The organism is Flavobacterium bizetiae, from assembly GCF_902804475.1.
In the GTDB taxonomy this organism is placed as follows: Bacteria; Bacteroidota; Bacteroidia; order Flavobacteriales; family Flavobacteriaceae; genus Flavobacterium; species Flavobacterium bizetiae.
This window is the reverse complement of sequence record NZ_CADCSU010000076.1, coordinates 24,279-48,048: the sequence shown is the minus strand read 5'-3', so window position 1 is coordinate 48,048 and position 23,770 is coordinate 24,279. Positions and strand designations below refer to the sequence as shown.

22 protein-coding genes are annotated in these 23,770 nt (G+C 34.5%); 18 read left to right on the top strand and 4 right to left on the bottom strand.

Annotation, left to right across the window (positions count from 1 at the left end; translation table 11 throughout):
- Window positions 1–56: 56 nt before the first annotated feature.
- The gene (locus FLACOL7796_RS08855; RefSeq protein ID WP_173970440.1) at window positions 57–1,970 is read right to left on the bottom strand and encodes a LysM peptidoglycan-binding domain-containing protein; all 1,914 of its coding nucleotides are present in this window, start codon (window positions 1,968–1,970) and stop codon (window positions 57–59) included.
- A gap of 61 nt (window positions 1,971–2,031) precedes the next feature.
- Entirely contained in the window at window positions 2,032–3,561 is a 1,530-nt protein-coding gene (gene guaA / locus FLACOL7796_RS08850; protein WP_173970439.1) for a glutamine-hydrolyzing GMP synthase, read from the bottom strand.
- Between the two features lie 407 nt (window positions 3,562–3,968).
- Here guaA and FLACOL7796_RS08845 point away from each other — a divergent pair, with 407 nt between their 5' ends.
- The 3 genes from FLACOL7796_RS08845 (at window position 3,969) to FLACOL7796_RS08835 (ending at window position 8,321) form a co-directional block, all read left to right on the top strand.
- On the top strand, window positions 3,969–4,496 hold the full coding sequence (locus FLACOL7796_RS08845) for a hypothetical protein (protein WP_173970438.1): 528 nt from the start codon (window positions 3,969–3,971) through the stop codon (window positions 4,494–4,496).
- Between the two features lie 676 nt (window positions 4,497–5,172).
- Complete coding sequence (locus FLACOL7796_RS08840) at window positions 5,173–6,909, top strand: thiamine pyrophosphate-dependent enzyme (RefSeq protein WP_173970437.1); 1,737 nt, start codon at window positions 5,173–5,175, stop codon at window positions 6,907–6,909.
- A 152-nt stretch (window positions 6,910–7,061) separates the two neighbouring features.
- Window positions 7,062–8,321: an MFS transporter gene (locus FLACOL7796_RS08835; RefSeq protein WP_173970436.1), complete on the top strand. Its 1,260-nt coding sequence runs from the start codon at window positions 7,062–7,064 to the stop codon at window positions 8,319–8,321.
- A 63-nt stretch (window positions 8,322–8,384) separates the two neighbouring features.
- Here the strand turns inward: FLACOL7796_RS08835 and FLACOL7796_RS08830 are convergent, their stop codons facing one another.
- Together FLACOL7796_RS08830 and FLACOL7796_RS08825 are read right to left on the bottom strand one after the other, a co-directional pair.
- Entirely contained in the window at window positions 8,385–9,101 is a 717-nt protein-coding gene (locus FLACOL7796_RS08830; RefSeq protein ID WP_173970435.1) for a hypothetical protein, read from the bottom strand.
- 277 nt (window positions 9,102–9,378) lie between these two features.
- Window positions 9,379–9,801: a hypothetical protein gene (locus tag FLACOL7796_RS08825; RefSeq protein ID WP_173970434.1), complete on the bottom strand. Its 423-nt coding sequence runs from the start codon at window positions 9,799–9,801 to the stop codon at window positions 9,379–9,381.
- 238 nt (window positions 9,802–10,039) lie between these two features.
- Here FLACOL7796_RS08825 and FLACOL7796_RS08820 point away from each other — a divergent pair, with 238 nt between their 5' ends.
- The 15 genes from FLACOL7796_RS08820 to FLACOL7796_RS08750 all read left to right on the top strand — a co-directional run bounded on the left by FLACOL7796_RS08820 (window position 10,040) and on the right by FLACOL7796_RS08750 (window position 23,452).
- Window positions 10,040–10,963 carry a DnaJ C-terminal domain-containing protein gene (locus FLACOL7796_RS08820; protein WP_173970433.1) on the top strand — a complete coding sequence of 308 codons (924 nt, stop codon included), beginning with the start codon at window positions 10,040–10,042 and terminating at the stop codon, window positions 10,961–10,963.
- Window positions 10,956–11,261 (top strand): chaperone modulator CbpM, encoded by a 306-nt coding sequence (locus FLACOL7796_RS08815; protein WP_173970432.1) that lies wholly within the window; start codon window positions 10,956–10,958, stop codon window positions 11,259–11,261. Before FLACOL7796_RS08820 ends, FLACOL7796_RS08815 begins: the two co-directional genes overlap by 8 nt.
- A gap of 317 nt (window positions 11,262–11,578) precedes the next feature.
- The gene (locus tag FLACOL7796_RS08810) at window positions 11,579–11,962 is read left to right on the top strand and encodes a RidA family protein (protein WP_173970431.1); all 384 of its coding nucleotides are present in this window, start codon (window positions 11,579–11,581) and stop codon (window positions 11,960–11,962) included.
- 288 nt (window positions 11,963–12,250) lie between these two features.
- Complete coding sequence (locus FLACOL7796_RS08805; protein WP_173970430.1) at window positions 12,251–13,483, top strand: voltage-gated chloride channel family protein; 1,233 nt, start codon at window positions 12,251–12,253, stop codon at window positions 13,481–13,483.
- 131 nt (window positions 13,484–13,614) lie between these two features.
- Entirely contained in the window at window positions 13,615–14,619 is a 1,005-nt protein-coding gene (locus FLACOL7796_RS08800) for a DHH family phosphoesterase (RefSeq protein WP_173970429.1), read from the top strand.
- Between the two features lie 6 nt (window positions 14,620–14,625).
- Complete coding sequence (gene gldI / locus FLACOL7796_RS08795; RefSeq protein WP_173970428.1) at window positions 14,626–15,282, top strand: gliding motility-associated peptidyl-prolyl isomerase GldI; 657 nt, start codon at window positions 14,626–14,628, stop codon at window positions 15,280–15,282.
- Window positions 15,283–15,297: 15 nt separating this feature from the next.
- Complete coding sequence (locus tag FLACOL7796_RS08790; RefSeq protein WP_173970427.1) at window positions 15,298–16,377, top strand: peptidylprolyl isomerase; 1,080 nt, start codon at window positions 15,298–15,300, stop codon at window positions 16,375–16,377.
- Between the two features lie 42 nt (window positions 16,378–16,419).
- A complete protein-coding gene (locus FLACOL7796_RS08785; RefSeq protein ID WP_173970426.1) occupies window positions 16,420–17,562 on the top strand; it encodes a peptidylprolyl isomerase in 1,143 nt (380 codons plus the stop codon).
- Between the two features lie 213 nt (window positions 17,563–17,775).
- Window positions 17,776–18,672 (top strand): EamA family transporter, encoded by an 897-nt coding sequence (locus FLACOL7796_RS08780; RefSeq protein ID WP_173970425.1) that lies wholly within the window; start codon window positions 17,776–17,778, stop codon window positions 18,670–18,672.
- A gap of 87 nt (window positions 18,673–18,759) precedes the next feature.
- On the top strand, window positions 18,760–19,116 hold the full coding sequence (locus FLACOL7796_RS08775; protein ID WP_173970424.1) for a DoxX family protein: 357 nt from the start codon (window positions 18,760–18,762) through the stop codon (window positions 19,114–19,116).
- Between the two features lie 30 nt (window positions 19,117–19,146).
- Window positions 19,147–19,854: an aquaporin Z gene (gene aqpZ / locus FLACOL7796_RS08770; protein WP_173970423.1), complete on the top strand. Its 708-nt coding sequence runs from the start codon at window positions 19,147–19,149 to the stop codon at window positions 19,852–19,854.
- 31 nt (window positions 19,855–19,885) lie between these two features.
- A complete protein-coding gene (locus tag FLACOL7796_RS08765) occupies window positions 19,886–20,128 on the top strand; it encodes a GlsB/YeaQ/YmgE family stress response membrane protein (protein ID WP_173970422.1) in 243 nt (80 codons plus the stop codon).
- Between the two features lie 143 nt (window positions 20,129–20,271).
- Window positions 20,272–21,099, top strand: a complete 828-nt coding sequence (locus FLACOL7796_RS08760; RefSeq protein ID WP_173970421.1) for a sterol desaturase family protein — start codon at window positions 20,272–20,274, stop codon at window positions 21,097–21,099.
- 120 nt (window positions 21,100–21,219) lie between these two features.
- Window positions 21,220–21,498, top strand: coding sequence for a DUF2805 domain-containing protein (locus FLACOL7796_RS08755; protein WP_055098339.1), 279 nt, complete (start codon window positions 21,220–21,222; stop codon window positions 21,496–21,498).
- Between the two features lie 100 nt (window positions 21,499–21,598).
- Window positions 21,599–23,452 (top strand): M61 family metallopeptidase, encoded by a 1,854-nt coding sequence (locus FLACOL7796_RS08750; RefSeq protein ID WP_173970420.1) that lies wholly within the window; start codon window positions 21,599–21,601, stop codon window positions 23,450–23,452.
- Window positions 23,453–23,770: the final 318 nt, after the last annotated feature.

Here is a 23,770-nt window from a genome sequence, read left to right as displayed (position 1 = left end):
TAACTAAGTTCTCTTTAAAGCAAGATTCTTGCCACTTGTTATTTTGCTGCTAATTATTATCTAAGATCAATTTCTATCTTAGCAATAACAACCTCTTTATATAACTCATCTTCTTCCATTTTCTTGCATTTATAGAGCACTTCTTCCATATTTTGGTACTTATCTGAGTAAACATAGTACGAAAGACTGTTGATATTAAAGAAGAAACTAGCGTTAAAATCGCCAGAATCAATGAGTTTCATAATGAGCTTATCTCTTAGCGTTGCGTCTGTAAATATACCTAAAACTAAGTAATAGCCGTTTGAAACTTCTTTAAGATTATCATAAACTTCAACTTTTACTGTTTTGTCAGTTCTAAGCGGATTCTCCTTTAATTCCTGCTTCATTTCTTCCAAAGAAATTGTTTTTGAAGATACCGCCGAAGCCGATTTATCCTGTTTCTTAATCGCTTCATTCTGATACTTTTTCAGTTTGATCAAAGCCAGTTTATCATCAAACTTTCGCGCTTCCATACTATAATAAGTCGCTTTACTGATATGTCGCTTTACTTCAATCTTTTTCTGAGTATCCAGCGAATCAATTTTAGCAATTAAAAGTTGATTCTGTGCATCACCCTGCTCCTGCTCTATTTTATAACGCTTTATTTCTTCTAGAGAAAGGCGTTGTTGTAAAGAGGTAGCATTCGTATTTTTTTCGCTTTCGCGGATTTTCTTCTTGTATTCCTGATTTTCTTCAACAGCAATCTTTTCAACTTTATTCATTAAACCGGCATAGGCTTTTCTGTTTTCGGCTAATTCTTTTTTAAGTTGAGAAGATAATTCACTGGTTTTGCCGATGCTTTCATACGATCGCTTTTCTAATCTTTTTGATTCATCCACATTCAGAATGTCCATTCTTTTTAAATCGACCAAATCATTGTTCATCGTGTTTACCAGCGAATCTAATTTTGCCATTAAAATATCCTGTACATTTTTATTGGCTTCTAAAACCAGACGTAATTTTTCAACCGAATTCTCCCTGGAACCATTCATATCGTTCAGATTCACTTTCAGATCATTAATCTTAATAATCTTCTGATTTATTTCTTTCTGAACCACCAATCTGTCTTTTAGATCTTCTAATTCAACCGTTTTGGCTTTTCCTTTTTCGACTACCACTTGTTTTTCGGCAAGAGCCAACATCAATTCTTCGCTCTCGTTTGCAGGTTTAACTTCTTTTGTATTAATGGCTAATTTATTACCTACAACCAATCCGTTTACAATTTCCGGATTCTGAGATTCTAATTGTTCGATAGTAATACCATATTTCTTAGCGATCGAAAATTTAGTTTCCTTAGGCTCTACCACATGAAAAACGGTTTCCTGATTGATTACACGAACTCTTCCGTCTAAAGTTTTTCTTTTGTTTGGAATTGAAATCGCATGACCAATTTGTAATCCGTTTAAAAGAAGGTCTTTATTTAAATTTTCTAAATCACTAACCGAAACATTATATTGTCTCGCAATACTAAACAAGGATTCTTTGGCAACAACCTGATGCGTTACTTTTGATGAAGTTGTAATTTCAGTTTTAGAAAGATTGGCAGGATTCTGCGGGATAATTAATTCCTGACCAATCTGAAGTCCGTTGGCAAGAATAGGATTTGCATTTTGAATGGCTTCTACCGAAATGCTATATTGTTTTGATAAGCCAAAAAGAGTTTCTTTGGCACCAACAATATGAGTAATTTGCTGGTTTGAATTTTGATTTTCTGCGGGGTGAACCGGAATCTTAATAATTTGATTGTCTTTGATTCCGTTTTGAGACTCGGGGTTGAGTTTGTAAATTTCATCAATCGAAACTTTGTATTTTTGGGCAATAAAATAGGCAGTTTCTCCTTTTTGAATTTTGTGTTCAATAATTGAATCTTGCGCAGTTATTTTGTTAAAAGACAAAATAAAGACAAGAGAAATCGTTAAAAATTCTCTCATAAATAGTAGGTTTAAAAAATTAAGGCATTACAAATGTAACGCCTTAATTTGAAAAACAATACTATTCCCACTCAATTGTTGCTGGTGGTTTTGAGCTAATATCGTAAACCACGCGGTTCACGCCTTTTACTTTATTTATGATGTCGTTAGACACTTTCATCAAGAAATCGTAAGGTAAATGTACCCAGTCAGCAGTCATACCATCTGTTGATTCTACAGCTCTAAGCGCTACTACTTTTTCGTAAGTACGCTCATCGCCCATAACCCCAACACTGTTTACCGGAAGCAAAATTGCTCCAGCCTGCCAAACTTTGTCGTATAATCCCCAAGATTTTAATCCTTCGATAAATACCGAATCAACATCTTGTAAGATTTGAACTTTCTCCGGAGTAATATCTCCTAAAATTCTGATTGATAATCCTGGTCCCGGGAAAGGGTGTCTTCCTAACAATTCAGGATCTATTCCTAAAGTAGCACCAACTCTTCGAACCTCGTCTTTAAACAACATTCTAAGTGGTTCTACAATTTTTAATTTCATATAATCCGGCAATCCACCTACATTGTGGTGAGATTTAATTGTTGCCGATGGTCCTTTTACCGAAACTGATTCGATTACGTCAGGATAAATAGTTCCCTGAGCCAACCATTTTACATCTTCGATTAAGTGTGATTCATCATCAAAAACTTCGATAAATACACGACCAATAGTTTTACGTTTAGTTTCAGGATCACTGATTCCGGCCAATTCGCTTAAGAAACGATCTCCGGCGTCTACTCCTTTTACGTTCAATCCCATTCCTTTGTATTGATCTAATACATTTTGGAATTCGTTTTTACGAAGTAAACCGTTATTTACGAAAATACAATATAAGTTTTTACCAATTGCCTGGTGCAATAAAACTGCCGCTACAGTAGAATCTACTCCGCCTGACAATCCTAAAACAACTTTATCATCTCCTAATTTCTCTTTCAATTCTCCCACCATTTCTTCTACGAAAGCATTTGGTGTAAAGTTTTGAGGAACATCAGCAATATCCACTAAAAAGTTTTTTAGCATTTTTGATCCATCTGTAGAATGGAAAACTTCCGGGTGATACTGAATAGCATAAGTAGTTTCGCCTTCAATTTTATAAGCAGCAAATTCTACATCATGTGTACTTGCTAATTTTACTGCATTGGTTGGAAGCGCTTTGATACTATCGCTATGGCTCATCCAAACCTGGCTGTTTTCTGAAACTCCGTTAAAGAAAGTTTCACCTTCTTTAATATAAGATAAATTTGCTCTACCGTATTCTCTGGTGTTCGAAGCAGCAACTTCACCTCCACTAAAGTGAGCTAAATATTGTGCTCCGTAACAAACTGCCAACATAGGTAGCTTGCCTCGAATTTGAGATAAATCAGGATGTGGAGCATCTTCTGCACGAACAGAAAATGGGCTTCCTCCTAAAATTACGGCTTTATAAGGTGATAAATCACTAGGAAAGTGATTGTAAGGGAAAATTTCGCAGAATATATTTAATTCGCGAACTCTACGCGCAATAAGCTGTGTATATTGCGATCCGAAATCTAAAATAAGTACGTTGTGTTGCATGCGCAAAAATACTTTTTATATTTCAATCTTAAAAATCGGAACAATGAAAAATTACTATTTTTTTTCATTGTTCCGATTTTTAGAGACAAAGGTTCAGAGCCACAAAGGTTCAAAGGTTTAAAATCGATGATTTTATTAAGTCTTTTCTTTATTCCTTTGAATCTTTGTCGCTTTGTATCTAAAAAAAAATCAACTTCAATAAACATGGTATTGAAAATCGGAAGAATGATTTTTTTTTATTATCCCCATTTTCAAGAATAAAGATTCAGAGCCACAAAGGTTTAAATATTTAAAACAGATGATTTCATTAAGCCTTTTCTTTGTTCCTTTGAACCTTTGTTACTTTGTATCTAAAAAAGAAAAATCCAAAATTAAAAAAACATCGTATTTAGAGAAAAACCATATTTATGAAATCAAAACTAGTTGCCCTTTCCCTTTTATTATTTGTATTTTTAAGTTCATGCGATGCAATCGACGACTTATTGAGTTTTACTATTTCTAATGAAACTTCAATAAAAATAAAAAGTACTTCACCAATTAATCTTCCATCAGAAATAATCACGCCTGATGTTACTACAAATTCTTCAGCCGAATTTAAGAACAACAAAACCAAAGCTGAGTTAGTAAAAGATGTAAAAATCAGATCGCTTAAATTGTCGATTTCCGATCCGTCAGATAAAAATTTCACGTTTTTGAAATCCATTCATTTGTATATTTCTACAACAGATTCTGATGAAATCGAATTGGCATATCAGGATAACATTAATTCTACAAGCAATACCATCGATTTAATTTGTACCGATGCCCGACTAGATCGATACATTAAAGCCGATAAATACAAAATCAGAACACAAGTTACCTTAAAAGAAACGCTTACGAAAGATGTAACCGTAAAAGCAGATATGAAGTTTAGAGTGACTGCAGATCCTTTCTAAAGGTTCTTAGGTGCTGAGTTGCTATCCCGAGGCTTCGGGACTAAGTTTAAAAAAACTAGAATCTTCGATTCTTAAAAACGAAGGTTCAAAGGTAAACAAGATCAAAAACTTGTTCCTTTGAACCTTTTTTGTATTTCCGTAAAAGAAAAACTTAGTCCCGAAGTCCAATCTCATCAAGTTAAAGAAAAATCCAATAGAACAATTTGTTAAGGATAATATCTCATCACTTTTTTTTGTTCCATCGGAACATTTCATTGGTAGTTTAATAAATACGGCGTTTTTTCACGTTCCGTAGGAACGTTTGATTTTATAAATAATAATTTATACAGATTACCTATACAATTCATCAAACGTCCCAATGGGACGATGTTTCTCACAATGCATTCTTTTTTCTACCAATGAGGTGTTCCAATGGAACACAATCTAAAATATATTAACTTAATGGCATTGCCCGAAGCCTTGGAATAGCAGCTTAGAACCTCAAAACCTTCAAAAAAAAACTTAGAACCTTAGCAGCTTAGAACCTTAGTAACTCAAAAAAAATCCCTAAATTTATAAACCCATACCAAAAACCGCTTTTACATCATCACCAAGTGTATCTTAAAATATAATTATTAAGAAAGTAAACCATAACCAATGTTATACGATCGAAATATTAATTTTAAAAATATAATCCATGAGTAAAATAGTTGCAGAACAATTAGTTGACATGTTGGTAGAGGCCGGAGTAAAACGCGTTTACGCAGTTACCGGTGATAGTTTAAATCATTTTAATGATGCGATACGCAGAAACGGAAAGATAAAATGGATTCATGTTCGTCATGAAGAAGTTGGCGCTTACGCAGCAGCAGCTGAAGCAGAATTAGACGGTTTTGCGGTTTGCGCCGGAAGTTGTGGCCCGGGTCACGTACATTTAATCAACGGATTATACGATGCGCATCGCTCGCATGTACCTTTATTAGCGATTGCCTCGACAATAAATACAAGCGAAATGGGAATGGATTATTTTCAGGAAACCAATACCATTAAACTTTTCGACGATTGTAGTTATTACAATCAAATGATAATGACCGCCGAACAAGCTCCCCGAATTATACAAACCGCGATTCAACATGCTTTGGGCAAAAAAGGCGTTGCTGTGATTGGTTTACCCGGAGATGTCTCTGAACTAAAAGCTGTTGAAAGCAATATCTCTACCCAGTATTTTCATTGCAATCCTGTTATAAGACCTTCTAATACTGAATTACAACATTTGGCCAAAGCAATAAATGAGAGTACCAAAATCACTTTATTCTGCGGGATTGGTGCCGAAAAAGCACACGATCAGGTCGTACAATTATCGCAACATATTAAAGCTCCTGTAGGATATTCTTTTAGAGGAAAAATGAGCATTCAGCCTAATAATCCTAATGAAATAGGAATGACAGGTTTACTCGGACAACCTTCTGCTTATCATAGTATGCACGAATCGCATTTGGTTTTATTACTAGGAACCGATTTTCCCTATGATAAATTCATGCCTTCAGACAATAAAATCATTCAAATCGATACAAGCACAGAACGTTTAGGCCGAAGAGCCAATCTTTATATGGGATTATGTGGCGATGTAGCCGATACGATTGAAGCTTTATTACCATTACTAGAAACTAAAACAGATGATAGTTTTTTACAAGCGCAGCTTAAATTATATGCCAGCGTAAAAGAAAACATGAACACTTATATTAATGATAATGGCGGAGAAGACACAATTCAGCCTGAATATGTAGCGCATATTATTGATAAATTAGCCAGTAAAGATGCCATTTTTACGGTCGATACCGGAATGACCTGTGTTTGGGGAGCCCGTTTTATAAAAGGAACCGGCGAACGAAAAATGCTGGGTTCTTTTAATCACGGATCTATGGCAAACGCAATGCCAATGGCAATTGGAGCGGCTCTCGCACATCCTGAAAGACAAGTTATTGCCATGTGTGGCGATGGAGGTTTGTCGATGCTTTTAGGCGATTTGGCAACCATTCATCAATATAATATTCCTGTAAAAATTATTGTTTTTAATAATCGTGCTTTGGGAATGGTAAAACTCGAAATGGAAGTAAATGGTTTACCCGATAACGAAACCGATATGGTAAATCCTGATTTTGGATTAATTGCCCAAGCCATGGGATTTCAGGGCGTAAATGTTCACAAACCCGAAGAAGTTGAAACTGCGATCGAAAATGCGTTGAGACATAATGGTCCTGTTTTACTAAATATCTTCACGAATCCAAATGCATTGGCAATGCCGCCAAAAGTTGAATGGGAACAAGTGGTAGGAATGGCAAAATCAATGACCCGATTAATGCTCGGCGGTAAAATGGAAGAGGTTTTAGAAACTATTAAATCTAATTATAAGCATTTAAAAGAAGGCATCTAAGACTGATTTTTAGACCCAAAACACAAACACTAATTACTCGAATTTGCACCAATTCAATTTGTGAAATTAATTTCGCAAACTTAAAGTACTCATCAAAAATTTGTGCAAATTCGTGCAATTCGTGTTCCTTCAAAATAAAATAAATACATTTTATGGATATCAATACCAGTAAATCATTTACCAAATATTACATCATTGCATGGGTATTTGGTTTGCTTTTCTATTTTTTAGATTATGTAATACGGTCTTCTCCGGCTGTAATGCTTCCGGAACTTGCACAGAGTTTTTCCGTAAATGAGATTCGATTGGTTACTATTATAGGAACTTATTATTACACTTATTCGACTTGCAGTTTGATCGCAGGAATTGCACTGGATCGATTTGGAGCTAAATATTCGCTTTTCGCCGGAGCATTAATTTTAGGAATTGGCTGTTTGTTATTTATTATTTCAAGTCAGTTTAGCGGAGTCGTTGGCCGATTGTTTCAGGGTGCAGGATGTGCTTTTGCTTTTCCGGGTTGTGTATATTTAGCCACGAAAGGATTTTCAGCAAAATCATTGGCAACAGCTATTGGTTTTACCCAATGTCTTGGAATGCTTGGCGGTTCTGCTGGACAATTTGTTGTAGGTCCGCTGATTGAAAAAGGAATGGACATAAATACCTTTTGGCTTTCGATCGGAATTTTTACCATAATCGTTGCCTTCGGACTTTGGTTTATAACTCCGGCAAATGTGGTCGAGAAAAAAGCAGAAACACCTGTAAAAAAACAAGGCCTGCTTGAACCTTACAAAATTGTTTTTAGCAATCCGCAATCCTGGTTGTGCGGCATTATCTCCGGATTATTATTTGCTCCCACTACCATATTTGCCATGACATGGGCAGTTAATTTTTTTCAGAAAGATCGTGCTTTCGATTTTCATACCGCAACGATTTCGAGCGCAATGGTTGCTTTTGGATGGGTATTTGGATGTCCGTTGCTGGGATATATTACAGATAAAATAAATCGACGCAAACCAGTTTTAGTATTTGGAGCATTATTTATGATTCTGAGTCTGATTCAGTTATTGTATTTCCCGGATTTACTTCCTACCAAAATAAGTATGTTTTTATTGGGTGTAGGTTCAGGAGCTGCGATGATTCCGTATTCTATCATTAAAGAAGCGAATCCTGATAATGTAAAAGGAAGTGCTACCGGAGCCATTAATTTTATAACTTTTGGAGTAACAACTCTTTTGAGTCCGTTATTCAGTCGTTTATTTGGGCAAACCCTAAATGACACTACAGATAAAATGGCACATTTTCAGCAAGCAGGTTTATTTTGGATTATCGGAATTTCGATAGCGATTCTGGTTAGTTTTTTATTAAAAGAAACCGGAGAACCAACTACTAAAGCTGAACTTGTAAAAGAGTAAAATGTGAGATGTAAAAAGTGAAAACAAATATTAAGAATAAGATGCAATAATTCTGATTGTATCTTATTCTTCTTTTGTAACTACTATCGAAGCTTTAAATCCTGCTGCAAGATTATCCCAATAATCATTCGTTACCAATTGGCCTTTATCATCATAAACTCGAATTTCAGCGGTATTTCCACCTAAAGCTCCAATATTCAAAGCTTCAAAATCTAATTTATTAAAACCATTTACAAGATTAATTTGTACATCTATAAAATTTGCCTGTAAAATGATTTGATCTCTAATTACCTGGTCATTAGACAAAACCTTTACCATATCACCATCTATAGCCCCAAAATCTCGAAACTTTACAATAAAATATTTCGATTTTGTTCTAAAATCTCCCAAAGAAATGTTTCTTTTTACCAAAGTACCACGGCCTTCTTTGAGTCCGGCATCTTTTAAAGCTTTATCCAGATCTTTTTCCATTTTAGGTATATAACGATCGCCAGGATTAGCAAAATCAGTTTCGGTCGACATCGTAAATTTACTTTTCTCTGCTCCTACCTGCAATTGCGATTTTGGCGTAATACTGGTATTATCAAAAACATTTGGAGTCTTAATACTTGGGATATCCATATTAGGAGCCTGAGGATCTTTAACCTCTGGGACAGGAGTCTTTTTGGGCTTTGCGCTAAATTTTGGCGCTGCAATAGGTCTGTATTTTGTACCAAATTCAGTCTGAGCTGAAACAGTGACAGCAGTAAAAAATAATATGAAAAATAAGATGTGCTTCATTGAAAAAGTATTATCGAATCGGCTTTTAAAAATTTTATAAGATCAAAGCATAGCATCACAAAAATAGCATAATTTAATTAGGCACTACAACTTTAAGACTATTATAACAATATATTAGGCTAATTTTTGGAAAGCAAAAAACCTGCCAAAAAACATCTTTATTACTATTTATTAATCAATCTACATACAAAAACAAAATCCGACTTGTCTGAGACAAATCGGATTTGTTAATTAATAAACCTAAATTAGTTTTAGCTAAAAAAGAATTATAATGAAATTAATCTTTTACAATAACAGCTGTTAAAGTAGAAAGATCTAATGTTTTTCCCACAGGATAATTAAGATGTACATCATCTGTATATGTTACTCCCGCCTCAACATATTGTACATATGTGGTTCTCTGAAAAATTTCGCCATCAGTAGTTTTAGCCGTAAACTTCACCGTGAAATTTCCTTGTTCACCTTTGGTATATGATATTTTAGAAGTATTTTTTATAGTATAGTCAATTTGAAGCCAATCAGCAACTAACTTTTTTGAAGTAACTGTTAAAGTAAAATCAGCTAAATTAAAGGCATTGCCTGTTGATGGCACATAGTCCTCATCATCATCACTACTTGAGCTACAATTTACTAATAAGATTGACATCGTCAATACAAGAACAAGACTAAAGGTTGATTTTAAAAAAGATAGTTTTTTCATAATTCAAAAATTAAGAGGTTAGATCCTTACAAGTTTTTGTAAGTTTATTTTTTGCAATTACAAAATAAATAATTATAAATACTTACAAAAAAATAAGATTTAACTTAAATAAATATAATCTTCTCTGGTATTTCTTAAAATACCAATATTAAGACGAAATTGACCTTTTTGTTTTGACATTTAATAAGTTATGATTAACTTCAATATTTTAATTTATCTTTATTAAAAATACAAGCAAATGGACTACATTGACTATTATAAAGTATTAGATATCACAAAATCGGCCACTGAAGCCGAAATTAAAAAGGCATATCGAAAATTAGCCCGAAAATATCATCCGGATTTAAATCCAAATGACAAAGAGGCCGAAAAAAAATTCAAAGAAATAAATGAGGCCAACGAAGTTTTAAGCAATCCTGAAAATCGTAAAAAATACGATAAATACGGGAAAGACTGGAAACATGCTGATGAATTCGAAAAGGCTGGCTACGATCCTAACCAACAACAATATTCGAGACAACAGCAAGGCGGCAACCAAAGTTATTCTGATTTTGGAGGAGGAGATTTTTCAGGAAGTGATTTTTCCGATTTTTTCAATTCTATGTACGGTTCTGCCGGAAGAAGCTCAAGAGGTCAGGCGAAATATCGAGGACAGGATTTTAATGCCGAATTACAACTTGATCTGGCATCAGCTTACACAACCCACAAACAAAACTTAACGGTAAACGGAAAAAACATCCGAATTACAATTCCGGCCGGAGTTGAAAATGGTCAGATAATAAAAATACCTAATCATGGCGCACCCGGAGCAAACGGAGGTCCTAATGGCGATTTATACATTACTTTTTTAATTGATAATAATTCAGAATTTAAGAGAGAAGGCAATAATTTATATGCCGATGTGGATCTTGATTTGTACACTGCAATTTTAGGAGGAGAAATTTATGTGAATACTTTTGACGGAAAAGTAAAAATAAAAGTCGCCCCTGAAACGCAACCAGGAACGAAAGTAAAACTAAAAGGAAAAGGTTTTCCTGTTTATAAAAAAGACAATCAATTTGGAGATTTATACATTACTTATACTTTAAAAATTCCGACAAAGCTTTCTGCAAAAGAAAAAGAATTATTCGAAGAATTAGCTAAATTAAGAAATCATGAATAGTAAAAACTTAATTCAAATAAAGCAGTTTTGTGTGTATCACGAAATTGAAAATACCTTTATAACAGAACTTCATAATTATGGTTTGATAAAAATTATTTTCTTTGAAGAAGATGAATATTTACAACCCGAACAATTACCTGCTGTCGAAAAAATGATACGCCTGCATTATGACCTAAAAATTAATTTGGAAGGCCTGGATGTAATCGCGAATCTATTAGACAAAATCGAAGTGTTGCAACAAAACCTTACTGTAACTCAAAATAAACTTCGTCTTTACGAGCAGTATCAAATAGAATAATTAAGTTTTTTTTGCCACGAATTTCACGAATTACCCGAATTAAATTGGCGAAAATTAGTGTAATTGCTTTATCTGTTCGCTATCACTCGGGTCGTGATAAAAAAACATTTACAATATAAATCATTTTAATCCGTGAAATCTGTGGCAAAAGAAAAAGAAAATCTACGTCTCAAAATATCACAAAAAAGAAAGATTTACGAAATGATTTCAAGTCTCTAATACTCTTTTTCATTTGCATATTTTATAAATTGCAACGAAATTAACGAACCGGAATTTGATTTTAAATTGAAGAAACAAATTCAAAAAACTATAAAGAAATGAAAAGAGAAAACATCTTAACAGGATCGCCTTGGGAGGACAAAATGGGATATTGCCGCGCGGTAAGAATTGGTAATATCATTGAAGTTTCAGGAACTGTGGCAATTGTTGATGGCGAAAAAGTAAAAGCTGATGATGCTTATGCTCAAACCTACAACATCCTCGAACGTGTTGAAAAAGTTTTAGAAGATTTGAATGTTGGAATGAAAGACGTAATCAGAACCAGAATTTTTACTACAGATATTACTTCTTTTGAAGAAGTAGCAAGAGCTCACGCTTCATTTTTTAAAGATGTAAAACCTACAACCGGTTTTTATGAAATTAGCAAACTCGTTGCACCTGAATATTTAGTTGAAATTGAATTTACTGCTGTTGTGCAGTAATTTTTAATACAAATGTTTTTTTGCCACCAATTGCACTAATTTTCGCGAATTATTTTTTTGCCACAGATTAAAAGATTAAAAAGATTATTTCTAATCAGGTCTTTAAAGTTTTGTTAGCTTTTTATATTACTGAAAATTCAGAGCTGAAATTAAAACCATCAAAGATGGTTAAATATAAAAAAAGAAATCCTCTTTAATCTTTTAATCTGTGGCAAAAAAATCGCAAAAACATCAATAAATTAGTAAAAATTCGTGAAATTCGTGGCAAGAAAAACTTTAAAACTATTAATGAGCTTTCAAAACCCAAAACAAATACTTTTTGCGATTTTCAAATGGATTCTCATTTGTGTTTTGATTGGTATTTTGTCCGGATCAGCCTCTGCATTTTTCTTAGTTGCCCTCGAATGGGTTACACAATATAGAATTCACCATGACTGGATTATCTGGCTTTTGCCTTTTGGTGGTTTATTAGTAGGTTTAAGTTATTACTATTGGGGAGAATCTGTTGTAAAAGGAAATAATTTACTACTCGAAGAATACGAAAATCCTCAGAAAGTCATTCCGTTTAAAATGGCTCCTTTAGTACTTTTAGGAACTTTACTTACACATTTATTTGGAGGTTCTGCAGGTCGTGAAGGAACCGCTGTACAAATGGGCGGCGCAATTGCAGATCAATTTACAAAGCTTTTTAAATTAGATAATTCCGAAAGAAAAATTCTGATTATTTTGGGAATTAGTGCAGGTTTTGCATCGGTTTTTGGAACTCCGCTGGCGGGTGCTATTTTTGCTCTGGAAGTTTTATACTTTAGTAAAATCAACTTAAAAAGTACTATTTTATCATTTCTGGTAGCTTATGCAGCGTACTTTACTGTAGAATTTTGGCAGGTCAAACACACACATTATAGCATTCCTGTAGTTCCTGATTTTACTTTTATAAATTTAATTTACGTTATCATTATCGGAATTCTATCCGGTTTTGCAGCTTTATTATTTTCCAGAAGTACACATTTCTGGGGATCACTTTTTTCTAAAATTAAATATCCGCCGCTACGTCCCTTTATTGGCGGAATTATTCTTGCCATTGCCATTGCAGGTTTGGGATTTACAAAATTCTCCGGATTAGGCGTTCCTGTAATTGTAGATTCATTTTCGAATGCCAATGCATGGTACGATTTTCTGCTTAAAATTTTATTTACCGGATTTACTCTCGGAGCTGGCTTTAAAGGCGGAGAAGTAACACCATTGTTTTTTGTTGGCGCTACTTTAGGAAGTGCTTTATCCTTAATTATTCCATTACCAATAGCGCTACTGGCAGGTTTAGGCTTTGTTGCAGTATTCTCTGGCGCGACCCACACCCCTATCGCCTGCATCATTATGGGCATGGAACTTTTCGGAATTCAACCTGGAATTTTCATCGCAATTGCATGTACCATCGCCTATTTTTCTTCAGGCTCTGTAGGAATTTATAAATCGCAAATTGTAAAAGGAGCGAAATATAAGTTATATCAAAAGTGGCTTTAATTTAGTCGCAGTCACAGTTTTCAGTCACAGTCTGCACTGAAAACCGCGACCGAAAACTGACAACTAATAAAAGTGTGTTAATCTGTAAAATGATTTCAACATTACATTAAAAAAATGTAAATTCGCACACTATGAAAATACAAGATATTCAAGCGATACAATTGTTACTCGCTACCCCAAAGAAAATCGCCATAATTCCGCATAGAGGTCCTGACGGCGATGCTATGGGTTCAACATTAGGGTTATACCATTTTTTATTAAAAAACAATCACCAGCCAACTGTGATTGCTCCAAACGATTTTCCGGATTTTTTAGCCTGGTTACCAGGTTCTGAAACGGTAAAAATCTTTGAAAAAGACACTGAAAACTGCACCAAAATATTAGAAGAAGCTGAGCTGATTTTTACATTAGACTTTAATGCTTTTCATCGTACGGGCGAAATGGAACATACTTTAGCAAAGCTAACGGCTCCGTTTATTATGATCGACCATCATCAAAAACCGGACGATTATGCTGCTTACATGTATTCTGACACTTCGTTTGGCTCAACTTGTGAAATGGTCTATAACTTCATTTCTTTCTTAGGAAAAAAAGAAGATTTAGACAAAACCATCGCCACTTGCATCTATACTGGAATATTAACTGACTCGGGGTCATTTCGTTTTCCGGGAACAACAGGAAATACGCACCGAATTATTGCTGAATTAATTGATCTGGGAGTCGAAAACACTCAAATTCCTGTTTTATTATTTGATAATAGCTCATACAGCCGTTTGCAATTATTAGGTCGTGCTTTGCAGAATATGAAAGTGCTTGAAGAACATAAAACATCTTATACTACGCTTACTCAGGCCGAACTGGATTCTTTTGATTATGTAAAAGGTGATACAGAAGGAATCGTAAATTACGGATTAAGTATAAAAGGTATTGTTTTTACTGCTATTTTTATCGAAAATAAAGACGAGAAAATCATTAAGATTTCTTTCCGTTCACAAGGCGGATTTGATGTGAACCAATTTGCCAGAGATCACTTTAATGGTGGCGGACACAGCAATGCAGCCGGAGGAAGATCAGACGTTTCGATGGAAGAAACCGTGAAAAAATTTGAAGCTTTAGTAAACAAACTAAAAATATAACCCTATATGAACTATTTAAAACAAAGCATTTACGCCCTACTTTTTGCTGTTTTATTGGTGAGCTGTAAGCAACACGAAGAAGCCAGAAGACCTATCTCTCAGGCTTCAGGTACATTCATGAAAAAATCGGTCGACAGAAACAAAAAACTTGTGGCCAATGAAGAAGATGTGATTAAAAAGATCATCAAAAACAATCCAAAAACAAAATATTACGCTACCAGAAAAGGATATTGGTTGTATTACGACGAACGAAATACAACAGATCTTAGCGCTCCTAAAAAAGGAGATATCGCTTATTTTAATCTGGAAGTAAAAGATATCGACGGTAAGATTATTTATTCTGAAGCTGATCTTGGCCCACAAACGTATTATGTAGACAAACAAGATATCATGATGGGATTGCGTGATGGTATTAAAATGATGCATAAAAACGAAACTGTAACGTTCTTATTTCCTTCGCATATGGCGTATGGATATCATGGCGATAACAAAAAAATTGGCCCAAATCAATCCTTAATTTGTACTGTTACCCTTCGTAATTTTGTACCGGATCCAGCGGCTAAACCAGCACCTGCAGCGGGTCAGACACAAAGTACTGCCGCTCCAAAACCTGCAACACCAAAACCTGCAGCCCCAACTAAAAAAGATACAATAAACCCATAAAACAACATTTTAAAAATGAAAAAGAGTATTCTATTATTACTTGCTGTAACTGTTAGCTCATTATATTCTTGTAAAGACGAGCACAGCAACCTACCTGATGGTTTATATGCAGATATTGAAACCAATAAAGGGCACATTATTGTTGAATTAGATTATACAAAAGCACCTGTTACTGTAGCTAACTTCGTAACTCTTGCCGAAGGTAAAAATGAGTTTGTAACAAAAGATTACCTAAAAAAGAAACCTTTTTTTAATGGGTTAAAATTTCACAGGGTTATTGAAAACTTTATGATTCAGACCGGAGATCCTGAAGGAACGGGCTCTGGAGATACAGGATATAAATTTAAAGATGAAATCAATGATTTAAAATTTGACAAAGCAGGAGTTTTGGCAATGGCCAATAACGGACCTGGAACAAACAGCAGTCAATTTTTTATCACACATGTTGAAACTCCATGGTTAGACGGAAAACATACCGTTTTTGGACATGTAGTAGAGAAAGGTCAGGAAGTTGTAAATCAGGTAAAACAAGGTGATACTATTGTTGCTGTAACGATTATCAGAAATGGTGAAGCTGCTAAAAAGTTTGATGCTGTAAAAGTTTTTACTGATTACTTCTCAGAAATCGCTAAAGAAAAAAGCAAATACGCAGGTGTTCAGGCAGAAAAAGCTGCTTACTATGCTGCTCAAAAACCAAAAGCTACTAAAACAAGCAGTGGTTTAGAATATATTATTACAGAAAAAGGAACTGGTAAAAAACCAGCTAACGGAGCTCAATTATACATTAACTATTCAGGTTTCTTAGAAGATGGAACTTTATTTGATTCAAGCGTACCAGAAGTTAATAAAGCATTTGGAAAATTTGATGCAGCGAGAGCAGAACAACACGGTTATCAGCCAATTCCGTTTCAGGCAGGTCGTAAAGACGGTATGATTCCGGGATTCATTGAAGGAATCGAGCAGCTTTCATTTGGAGATAAAGCCATTCTTTTTATTCCTTCTCATTTAGCTTACGGAGCAACTGGAGCTGGAGGAGTAATTCCGCCAAATGCTAACATTATTTTCGAAATTCAATTATTAGAAAAGCCACAATAATTACAATTTAAAAGATTAACATAGACTTAAATTCTGAACATCATGAAGTTTAAATTTCTATTTTTATTTTGCCTGGCAGTAGTAAACATTCAGGCTCAGACAAAGAAACCCGTAGCAAAACCAAAAGCTCCTGCAGCTAAAACAGCAACAAAAGTAGCTCCGCCAACAAATCCAAACGATGGAATTTTTGCTACAATATCAACTACAAAAGGAGATATCGTAGTTGCATTAGAATATGTAAAAACACCGGTTACAGTAGCTAACTTTATTTCTTTGGCCGAAGGGAATAATCCTAATGTAAAAGTGGAAAGACTGAAAGGAAAACCATTTTACGACGGATTAAAGTTTCACAGAGTTATCAATGACTTTATGATTCAGGGTGGAGATCCGGACGGAAACGGCACAGGAGGTCCTGGATATTCTTTTAAAGATGAATTTGTTGAAGAACTAAAATTTGAAAAAGGCGGTGTTTTGGCTATGGCAAATTCAGGTCCTGCTACAAACGGAAGTCAGTTTTTTATAACACACAAAGAAACTCCGTGGTTAAACGGAAAACATACCATTTTTGGTCATGTAGTTTCAGGAATGGATAATGTAAATAAAATTGTTCAGGATGATATCATGACAAAAATTACTATTACCCGCAAAGGTGAAGCAGCTAAAAAATTTAATGCTGTAAAAGTTTTAGCTGATGACGAAAAAAAGCAGGAAGCTAAAAAAGCAGAATCTCAAAAAGTAGTAACTGAAAAAGCAGCATATTTTGCTGCTACTAAAGCAAAAGCGACTACAACTGCATCTGGTTTAAAATATGTAATTACAAAAAAAGGAACTGGTGTAAAAGGAGCTGAAGGTTCTAACATCTATTTTCATTACGCAGGATATTTTGAAAACGGAAATCTTTTTGACAGCAGTATAGCAAGCATAGCAAAAGCTTACGGTAAATATGATGCAAACCGTGATGCCCAAAAAGGATATCAGGCTTTTCCTTTTGCAGTAGGTAAAAAAGACGGAATGATTCCTGGTTTTATTGAAGCATTAGACATGATGACTGACGGAGAAAAAGCAATATTCTTTCTTCCTTCTAATTTAGCTTACGGAGAAAAAGGTGCCGGAGGAGTTATTCCGCCAAACTCTACTTTAGTTTTCGAAATCGAAACCTACCAAAACCAGCCTGCAGCAAAATAAGACTTATTTTTATTCCGATATATTTCAAACCCGTCAAAATAGAATTTTTTGACGGGTTTTTTATTTCCTCCAATTCTATCAAATTCACAATATTACAATCCAAATGAGACTACAAACCAAACTCATAATAATGTTTCTGGCTGTTTTCTATTAAATCCTAAACAAAATAGCTTACCTTTGCCGGCTTTATTTTTTTAATCTAAATAAGTTAAGATGTCACAAAACAATGTATTAAAGGGAGTTTTTTTAGTAGCAATAGGTGCTACAACTTACGGAATGTTAGCCACTTTTGTAAAAATGGCATATTCAGAAGGATATACAACTGCCGAAGTAACCACATCTCAATTTATATTAGGAATCATTGGTATTTTATTGATAAACGCTTTTCAAAAAGCAAAACATAAAGAAAAGGTTGTAAAAGCAACCAAAAAAAATATCTTCAGTTTAATGCTTGCGGGTACTTCATTAGGTATGACAAGTTTATTCTATTATCTCGCGGTAAAATACATTCCCGTATCTATTGGTATCGTTCTATTGATGCAAACCGTTTGGATGGGAGTTTTATTAGAGATGATTTTAGAAAAGAAATTACCATCAAAACAAAAAGTAATTGCTGTAATCATTGTACTTATTGGTACTGTTTTGGCAACCAATATTATTCATAACGATGTTGCTCTTGACTGGCGTGGTCTTGCATGGGGAGTTTTGGCTGCTGCATCATTTACTACAACTATGTTTACAGCGAATAGCGTTGCTACAGAGATTTCATCGGCACAACGTAGTTTATATATGCTTTTAGGAGGATCAGTAATCGTATTTTCATTCGCAATTGCTACTCAGGTAACACCTTTTAATTTTGAGATCTTCTTAAAATGGGGAATTATCTTAGCTCTTTTTGGTACTATTATTCCGCCAATGCTTATGACTGCAGGTTTCCCTCTAACCGGAATTGGTTTAGGAAGTATCGTTTCGGCACTTGAACTTCCTGTTTCTGTAATGATGGCGTATGTATTATTAGATGAAAAAGTTATTCTTTCTCAATGGATTGGAATCGTCCTGATTATTCTTGCCATAATTATTATGAACGTAAATTTTAAGCGTAAAAATTAACTTAATTTATCAGGATCTAAAAAAAAGAGACTTGTAATGTAATAATTGTTAATTTTTTTATAAATTCGTGATAAACAATTACATATCATGAATTTACCTTGGCATTTATACTTAATGGCTGCGCTCTATATTATTGCCGGATTAAATCATTTTAGAAATCCCGGAATGTATGTCAGGATCATTCCTCCTTTTTTTTCAAACCCCAAATTAATAAATATTTTAAGCGGAGGTGCCGAGATTGCTCTTGGCATACTCCTAATGGTTAGTTACACAACAAATTTTGCTGCGTGGGGAATTATTGCATTGCTAATTGCTGTATTTCCTGCAAATCTTTTTATGTATCAAAATAAAAAAGCAAGTTTTGGTTTACCAAATTGGATTTTATTTGTACGTTTGCCCTTACAATTTGTTTTGATTTTTTGGGCATACCAATATACCCTTTAACAATCAACTATTAATTAAAATTATTTTATTATGAAAAAATTATTTGCAGAGTTTTTTGGAACTTATTGGCTAGTTTTTGGAGGTTGTGGAAGCGCACTTTTTGCTGCTGGAATTCCTAATTTAGGAATTGGATTTGCAGGAGTTGCACTAGCTTTCGGTTTAACAGTATTAACGATGGCATATGCTGTAGGGCATATTTCTGGCGGGCATTTTAACCCTGCAGTATCATTTGGTTTATGGGCTGGCGGAAGATTTCCGGCAAAAGACCTTATTCCTTACATCGTTGCTCAATGTATTGGTGCTCTTGCAGCTGCCGGAACATTATTTATCATCTGGTCAGGAAAAGCAGGAAATGCAATTAATAATACGCAAGCCGGAGCTTTTGCATCAAACGGTTACGGAGCGTTCTCACCAGACGGATATTCATTGGCATCAGCCTTTATTGCTGAATTTGTTCTAACATTATTCTTCTTATTGGTAATTCTTGGTGCTACAGATAAATTTGCAAACGGTAGATTTGCCGGTATAGCTATTGGTTTGGCATTAACTTTAATTCACTTAATCAGTATTCCAATTACAAATACTTCTGTAAACCCTGCAAGATCTTTATCTCAGGCAATTTTTACAGGAGGAGAACCATTATCTCAAGTTTGGTTATTTTGGGTTGCACCAATTTTAGGCGCAATTGTGGCTGGATTTTTATACAAAACCTTATTACAAAATCACGACGCTGCTTAATCAAATCAATTAACCATTAAAAAATTATCATATGTCATTTTTATATTTCTTATTGATAGGTGCAATTTCAGGATGGCTTGCGGGCCAAATCTGGAAAGGCGCAGGTTTTGGATTATTAGGTAATATCGTCGTTGGAATTGTTGGCGGAATTATTGGCGGCTGGATCGCCGGTAATCTTGGCATAGGCGGCGGCGGACTTCTTTGGCAAATTCTAATTGCTGTTGGAGGAGCATGGGTATTATTATTTTTAATCAGCCTGATTAAAAAAGCATAAAAAAAATTTACCTTATAACTTACTTTTAAAGAGAAAATCAGATATATTTATATTCGGTTTTCTCTTTTTTTATATGCCACAATTTCAAATTAATCTCTTCATAGAAAACAGATTACAAATTTTCATCAATCTAATTTTTACTTATGAACGATATTATAGCATATTTCAGTACAATTCCGTCCTTGCACAGAAGTTTGATTCTCGTGGGAGGAATTACCATTTTCTGGCTTATTGAAAATACCTTTCCGCTGTTTCAGATGAAATACAAAAAATGGCCACACGCAGGAATTAATTTCTTCCTTACATTTACTACCATTATCGTCAACTTTGTATTGGCTTTTATCCTGATTAAAACTGCAAGCTGGACAACAGAAAATCATTTTGGAATACTGCAATGGATACCCAAAATTCCTATTTGGCTTTATACCCTGATTGGTTTACTTCTCTTAGACTTAATTGGCGCTTACCTCGCCCATTTTGTTCAGCACAAAATAAAGTTTCTATGGCGTTTTCATATCGTTCACCATACAGATACCTGGATCGATACCACAACCGCCAATAGGCATCATCCGGGAGAAAGCGTAATTCGTTTTATATTTACAACTCTGGGCGTTCTTATTGTAGGAAGTCCCATGTGGATGGTTTTCCTGTACCAGAGTCTTTCTGTTATTTTTTCACAATTTAATCATGCCAACATTTCTTTGCCAGAAAAACTAGATACTTTTTTAAGTTATATCATCATTTCGCCCAATATGCATAAAGTACATCATCATTATGTTTTGCCATATACAGATAGTAATTACGGCAATATTTTTTCGGTTTGGGATCGGCTTTTTGGCACTTTTACAACCCTTTCAAAAGAAAAATTAGTTTACGGAGTAGACACCCATATGCAGCCCGAAGAAAACAACCAATTGAAAAATTTATTACAAATTCCGTTTCAAAAATCAAGATCTGCAAAAAACAGTTAAAATCATTAAAAAAAATAACATAGATCGAACCAACTAATTATTTTTTTTATTAATATTGATACTTAAATTGAAAATCAATCTATTAATCATTAACCCCTATATTGAATTAATTTTCACGTGATGAAAAAGAGTAACCGCAAAGAATTGAATTGGGAGCAAACCGAAAAACTTGTTTCGTTAGCCTTAGAAGAAAAAAATCCATTTGAGATCATTAAAAAGGAATTTGGATTGGCAGAAAAAGAAGTTCTGGAAATCATGAAAAAGAAGATGCCACTTGAAAAATTTGAGATGTGGAAAAAAAAGGCAATTGCAAATAAACCAAAACCAAAGCCCGTTAAAATAGATGATTTTGACGAAGATCTGGATGGTAAATATTACATAAAAAACAAACTAGACTAAGACAGAACTCCTGAAATTCAGGAGTTTTTTTATTATTTTTATTGATAATGTAACTTTTCTGTAATTTATAAGTCATATACGAATAACTAAACTCGAATAAATGAAAAAAATAATTTACACCTTAGCTCTTGCAGCAACTCTTTGGAGCTGTAAAACAGGAAGCTCATCTGGTGCCGCAAATGTCGTAGGTGTTAACATTGATCTTATTGATGTAAAAGATGACAAAGTACTTGTAACCGTTACGCCACCACAAATAAAAACCGACCAGGTAATTTATAGTATCCCAAAAACAGTTCCGGGAACGTATTCTACAGATAATTACGGTAAATTTTCAGACGATTTTAAAGCTTTTGATGCAAAAGGTAATCCTTTAGCAGTAAAAAGAATCGACGATAACTCATGGTCGATTTCTGATGCAAAAAAATTAAAAAAAGTAACCTATTTAGTAGGAGATACTTTTGATACTGAAAAAGGAACCGGATTTGGTAACGACGACGTTTTTTCGCCAGCCGGAACCAACATAAATGCAGGAGTTAACTTCATGGTCAACACGCATGGTTTTGTAGGTTATTTTCAGGATAAACTAGACATACCTTATAAAGTGACCATCACACATCCTGAAACACTTTGGGGAGCAACTTCAATGACAGACCAGGACGCAAGTAATACAAGCGATGTATTTACAACGCCACGTTACGCAGTTTTAGTCGAAAACCCAATCATGTATTCCAAGCCGGATTATACGACTTTTAACGTAAACGGAATGGAAATTTTAATCGCTGTCTACTCTCCTACCGGAAAATTTACTGCCGAAAGCATTACTCCGGAAATGAAAACCATCATGACCGCGCAAAAAAACTTTTTAGGAAAAGTAAATGCAACTAAAAAATATACTGTTTTATTGTATCTATCAAGTATGGCCAAAGATGATGCTCACGGTTTTGGAGCTTTAGAACACCCTACTGCAACTACCGTTGTTCTGCCGGAATCTATGCCAAAAGAAAAACTGGTAGAATCGATGAAAGATGTCGTTTCGCATGAGTTTTTTCATATCGTAACCCCATTAACCATTCACTCAAAAGAAATCCAGTATTTTGACTATAATGCACCAAAAATGTCTGAGCATTTATGGATGTACGAAGGAGTAACAGAATATTTCGCAAACCTGTTCCAGATCAATCAGGGACTAATTACCGAACCTGAATTCTATACTCGTATTGCCGATAAAATCGAGCAGGCAAAAGGCCTTAATGATACAATGTCGTTCACTGTAATGAGCAAAAATGTATTAGAGCAGCCTTATAAAGATCAGTACTTAAACGTGTACCAAAAAGGAGCTTTAATTGGTATGTGCATCGATATAATCATTAGAGAAAAAAGCAACGGCGAAAGAGGAATTCTTGATCTAATGCACAAATTATCTGATGAATATGGCGTAGAAAAACCATTTAATGATGATGAGCTTTTTGCTAAAATCACTCAGCTTACCTATCCAGAAGTTGGTGAATTTTTAACCAAATATGTTCAGGGAACAACTCCAATTCCTTACGATTTTTATTTAGCAAAAGTTGGTGTAGGCAATGCATCAGAAAAAGTTCCGGGATCAATTTTCATCAAAGGACAAGCTCCATATATTGGTGTTGATCAGGCAACTAAAATAATAAGCGTTCGCCCTAAAATTGATCTTAACGTATTTTTCAGCAATTTAAATCTTAAAGCAAACGATCAAATCCTTGCTGTAAATGGTAAAACATACAACTTAGACAATATTTACGATTTGATTACCGAAAGTGAAAACTGGAAAGAAAACGATCCTATCACAATTAAAATCAAACGCGATGGAAAAGAACAAACCATCAAAGGAACTGTAAAAATACCATTTGAAGAAAAAGACACTTTTAAAGCCATAGATGCTTCAAAAGAGAAACTTAAAAATGCATGGTTAAAAGGATAATCTTCTTTTAGAAACATAAAAAAACCGACAAGTGATTGTCGGTTTTTTTGTTTTAGCCTGTCAGACTGAGCGAAGTCGAAGTCCCGCAAAGTGATTCAGCTTACAAGACTTCGACTTCGATCAGTCTGACAAAATTGTGTTTATGTTTTTCTAAAAATTATAAATAATAAAAATAAGGAGCTATTTCCTGCTGTCCTCTGTATCTTTTGTGGTGAACCCCACCACAAAAGGATGCCGTTCCCATCAGGGCTAGGGCTTTAGATAACTCAAGAACTATCGTGTAATATTGCATCCATTAACCTCTAAATCATCAACACA

Coding starts and splice junctions, on each gene's coding strand:
- FLACOL7796_RS08855 (WP_173970440.1), bottom strand. CDS start 1,970: ATGAGAGAATTTTTAACGATTTCTCTTGTCTTTATTTTGTCTTTTAAC.
- guaA (WP_173970439.1), bottom strand. CDS start 3,561: ATGCAACACAACGTACTTATTTTAGATTTCGGATCGCAATATACACAG.
- FLACOL7796_RS08845 (WP_173970438.1), top strand. CDS start 3,969: ATGAAATCAAAACTAGTTGCCCTTTCCCTTTTATTATTTGTATTTTTA.
- FLACOL7796_RS08840 (WP_173970437.1), top strand. CDS start 5,173: ATGAGTAAAATAGTTGCAGAACAATTAGTTGACATGTTGGTAGAGGCC.
- FLACOL7796_RS08835 (WP_173970436.1), top strand. CDS start 7,062: ATGGATATCAATACCAGTAAATCATTTACCAAATATTACATCATTGCA.
- FLACOL7796_RS08830 (WP_173970435.1), bottom strand. CDS start 9,101: ATGAAGCACATCTTATTTTTCATATTATTTTTTACTGCTGTCACTGTT.
- FLACOL7796_RS08825 (WP_173970434.1), bottom strand. CDS start 9,801: ATGAAAAAACTATCTTTTTTAAAATCAACCTTTAGTCTTGTTCTTGTA.
- FLACOL7796_RS08820 (WP_173970433.1), top strand. CDS start 10,040: ATGGACTACATTGACTATTATAAAGTATTAGATATCACAAAATCGGCC.
- FLACOL7796_RS08815 (WP_173970432.1), top strand. CDS start 10,956: ATGAATAGTAAAAACTTAATTCAAATAAAGCAGTTTTGTGTGTATCAC.
- FLACOL7796_RS08810 (WP_173970431.1), top strand. CDS start 11,579: ATGAAAAGAGAAAACATCTTAACAGGATCGCCTTGGGAGGACAAAATG.
- FLACOL7796_RS08805 (WP_173970430.1), top strand. CDS start 12,251: ATGAGCTTTCAAAACCCAAAACAAATACTTTTTGCGATTTTCAAATGG.
- FLACOL7796_RS08800 (WP_173970429.1), top strand. CDS start 13,615: ATGAAAATACAAGATATTCAAGCGATACAATTGTTACTCGCTACCCCA.
- gldI (WP_173970428.1), top strand. CDS start 14,626: ATGAACTATTTAAAACAAAGCATTTACGCCCTACTTTTTGCTGTTTTA.
- FLACOL7796_RS08790 (WP_173970427.1), top strand. CDS start 15,298: ATGAAAAAGAGTATTCTATTATTACTTGCTGTAACTGTTAGCTCATTA.
- FLACOL7796_RS08785 (WP_173970426.1), top strand. CDS start 16,420: ATGAAGTTTAAATTTCTATTTTTATTTTGCCTGGCAGTAGTAAACATT.
- FLACOL7796_RS08780 (WP_173970425.1), top strand. CDS start 17,776: ATGTCACAAAACAATGTATTAAAGGGAGTTTTTTTAGTAGCAATAGGT.
- FLACOL7796_RS08775 (WP_173970424.1), top strand. CDS start 18,760: ATGAATTTACCTTGGCATTTATACTTAATGGCTGCGCTCTATATTATT.
- aqpZ (WP_173970423.1), top strand. CDS start 19,147: ATGAAAAAATTATTTGCAGAGTTTTTTGGAACTTATTGGCTAGTTTTT.
- FLACOL7796_RS08765 (WP_173970422.1), top strand. CDS start 19,886: ATGTCATTTTTATATTTCTTATTGATAGGTGCAATTTCAGGATGGCTT.
- FLACOL7796_RS08760 (WP_173970421.1), top strand. CDS start 20,272: ATGAACGATATTATAGCATATTTCAGTACAATTCCGTCCTTGCACAGA.
- FLACOL7796_RS08755 (WP_055098339.1), top strand. CDS start 21,220: ATGAAAAAGAGTAACCGCAAAGAATTGAATTGGGAGCAAACCGAAAAA.
- FLACOL7796_RS08750 (WP_173970420.1), top strand. CDS start 21,599: ATGAAAAAAATAATTTACACCTTAGCTCTTGCAGCAACTCTTTGGAGC.